This window comes from Streptomyces calidiresistens, assembly GCF_014141525.1.
GTDB lineage: Bacteria > Actinomycetota > Actinomycetes > Streptomycetales > Streptomycetaceae > Streptomyces > Streptomyces calidiresistens.
Window position 1 is genome coordinate 1 of the sequence record NZ_VKHS01001335.1, and the last position, 878, is coordinate 878.

General features: G+C 77.2%; 1 protein-coding gene. It reads right to left on the bottom strand.

The window, feature by feature from the left end:
* Positions 1 to 51 precede the first annotated feature (51 nt).
* Positions 52 to 878: 2,3-dihydro-2,3-dihydroxybenzoate dehydrogenase (locus tag FOE67_RS27175; protein ID WP_438874326.1), on the bottom strand; the 827-nt coding region annotated here is incomplete at its 5' end.

Sequence of the window (878 nt, forward strand, 5' to 3'; positions counted from 1 at the left end):
GTGGGGCGGGCGGGTGCCGTCCGGTGCGGTGGTCCCGCACCGGACCACCGGTCACCCGACCGGGCCGGCGCCGCCGTCCACGTGGAGGTCGTGCAGGGTGATGTGCCGGGCGCGGTCGGACAGCAGGAAGGCGACCGCCTCGGCCACGTCGACCGGTTCGGCGATGCGGCCCAGGGGTATGCCGGTGCGGTGGGTCCCCGGGTCCCCCTCGATGACGCGGCGCCGGGCGGCGGCGGTGGCGGTGCCGTCCGGGTCCCCGGCCGGGTCGGGCCACAGTTGCCGCTGCATGGCGGTGTCGGTGGAGCCGGGTGAGACCACGTTGCACCGCACGCCGCTGCGGGCGACCTCCAGCCCCAGGCACCTGGTGAACTGCGCGGCGGCGGCCTTGGAGGCGGCGTAGGCGGCCATGCCGGTGCGCGGGATGCCGGCGGCGTTGGATCCGACGGTGACGACGCACCCCGAGCGGCGCGCGGTCATGCGGCGCGCGACCGCCCGGGAGGTGTGGAAGACGCCGGTGCTGTTGACGGCGAAGGTGTCGGCCCAGTCCCGGTCGGTGAGTTCGGTGGCGGGGGCCACGCGCAGTATCCCGGCGACGTTGACCAGGGCGCCGATGGGGCCGATGTCCCGCTCGATCCCCTCGACGACGGCCTCGACCGCGCCGGGGTCGGTGACGTCGAGGAGGTGGGAGGTGACCGTGTCGGGACCGAACTCCTCCTCCAGGGCGCGGGTACCGGCCGTCTCGCGGTCGGCGGCGGCCACGGTCGCGCCCCGGGCCACCAGGAGGCGGACGACGGCTTCGCCGATGCCGGCGCCGGCGCCGGTCACCAGGGCGGTGAGGCCGGCGAGTTCGGCGCCGTGGCGGGCGGGCGGGTCGGCGG